Annotated in this window: 2 protein-coding genes; one reads left to right on the top strand and one right to left on the bottom strand. The window is 47.6% G+C overall.

Going from position 1 to position 2,199, the window contains the following annotated elements:
- Positions 1–173: 173 nt before the first annotated feature.
- Positions 174–1,034, top strand: coding sequence for an RNA polymerase sigma factor RpoH (rpoH, locus tag MJ769_RS10625; RefSeq protein ID WP_239237102.1), 861 nt, complete (start codon positions 174–176; stop codon positions 1,032–1,034).
- A gap of 408 nt (positions 1,035–1,442) precedes the next feature.
- Here the strand turns inward: rpoH and MJ769_RS10620 are convergent.
- Positions 1,443–2,199, bottom strand: a 757-nt coding sequence (locus MJ769_RS10620; protein ID WP_239237101.1) for a hypothetical protein, incomplete at its 5' end; no start/stop codon positions are given.

The raw sequence follows: 2,199 nt of genomic DNA, 5'->3' as shown, positions 1-2,199 counted from the left end.
GACGAACCGTTTCCATGCTATTCACACTTCATCGGGTAGTCATGCATACAATATTCAGGGCTGAACGCTCAATTTTTCGCCCCGTCAGAATTCAATCGCGGAAATTGGGTATTAAGACAATTGGCACTCAATGATGTTGAGTGCTAAAATCCCACGATAGGAGGATATAACTGATGAATCAAACATTGGCATTGCCGACACCTTTGGCTTTAGGTTCTATAGATCAATATGTACAAGCCGTAAATCGCTTCCCATTACTTACGCCAGATGAGGAGCTTGGCTTGGCAGTCCGCTTCAGCCGCGATAATGACCTGGAGTCAGCACATAAGCTTGTCGTCTCGCACCTACGTGTAGTAGTCAGCGTGGCGCGCGGCTATGCTGGTTATGGTCTACCACAATCAGACTTAATCCAAGAAGGCAATATCGGCCTGATGAAAGCAGTCAAACGCTTCGACCCAGGCCATGGTGTGCGGCTAGTATCGTTTGCGTTGCACTGGATACGCGCTGAGATGCATGAATATATTCTGCGCAACTGGCGAATTGTCAAGATTGCGACCACGAAAGCTCAACGTAAACTGTTTTTCAATTTGCGTAGCATGAAGCGGGGGTTAGAATCACTTAAACCGCATGAAGCCAGCTTAATTGGACAGCAGCTAAAAGTCAGCACAAGCGAAGTATTAGAAATGGAAGCTCGTTTCAACGGCCACGAAATAGCGCTGGAACTAACCACAAACGCCGAAGACGAAAATAGCCACGCACCTATCGCTTATTTGGCATCTGCTACGGACAGTGAACCCTCTTGCGTCCTTGAGCAGAAACAGCTTGAAATGCAGCAAAGTACGGGCTTAACACGCGCACTGGCTAGCTTAGACGAACGCAGTCGTCGTATTATTGAAGCTCGTTGGCTTCGTGAGGACAGCACCGTAACGCTGCACGATCTCGCAAATGAGTTTAGTGTGTCAGCGGAACGCATACGCCAGATTGAGCAAAAAGCCATGGCGAAAATGCAAATGACCATGCTGTCCGCCATTTAACTAGCGTAGTGCATCATCAATAACGGCAACAATATAGGCATTGACCTCCAAACCTTACTGAGGTCAATGCTATGTGTGCTGCCTGACCTGCTCAACTGAGTTGCCGACTATGATCGGCGTCTGCGGATTCATTGCTAGCTTCGAATAACGTATGCAGATGCGTAGCAGAAGCTTGATGCTGACCGTCGAATTGCGGCGCACTGGGCACCCGCACTTTGGGGGGCTCACTTGGGTAGCAGTGCCTCTCCTTGACTCACATCTGGTGCGATCATGGGATCAAGCCGCACCGAATCGAATCATTCAAACTTTCAAAGCCATATCAGTGTTCCTCATTGCGAGCTGAGTGGTGTGGCGTACACTGGTTTAAATGTTCATGCGCGTATGCTTGGGACGATGTTTGAAGATTGGTCACGGGGGGAGTCGAGATATCCTGGTCGTATATTTATGATTGAAATTGCCACCGTAGGTTGCCAAAATTCCGGGTGCCGCATTCTGGTTAATAAAATCTTGCACCATGAATCCAACGGTAGGCAAGCCGAAATACGTGTCTCCATTAACACTCGTTAATGATTGGGTGGCATTTGGATGAACAACACCATTACCATCAGTTTGGCCATTGACGACAGATATGTAGGTTTCGTTAAAAGACATCTTCAGCCAACCATTCTCTAAGTAGCTAGCAAGCTCGGTTTTGTTGGTCGATCCCAGCAAGCTACTATTAACGGCCAATCCCGGCGTTTTGAATAAACCTACAACGGATGACGCCCAGCACAGGAGTTCTCCGCTGAGCTGTCCTGTAAAATACCCGAAGTAGATGGAATAATTTTCGCGATTGGTGAAGAGATATTGAAATCGCTCACACGCGCCACCAAGCCAAAACTTGCTGGTAAAAGGGCTATACAATTGAGTGGCGTCGTCCGGCGCTAATAAACTATTCACCGGAACATTGTATCGTTTGGTTGGCATCGTGATCACCCAGTCAGTACCAGACAGAGTTGCGCTGTCCAAAACAAACTCGTTGATAATATTGTCGTGCATCAGCAGCGCACTAACAGTAGAGTCCCCAGAAAGCCATGTGCTGGAAACGACACTACCATTGTAGTGCACCAAGCTAGTGTAGTGAACTGTAATTAACGGAACTAATAACAATGGTGCCTGTCTCATT

This window comes from Candidatus Nitrotoga sp. BS (genome assembly GCF_927797785.1).
GTDB lineage: Bacteria > Pseudomonadota > Gammaproteobacteria > Burkholderiales > Gallionellaceae > Nitrotoga.
Note: the sequence above shows the minus strand (reverse complement) of the source record. Positions and strands in the feature narration are given on the sequence as shown.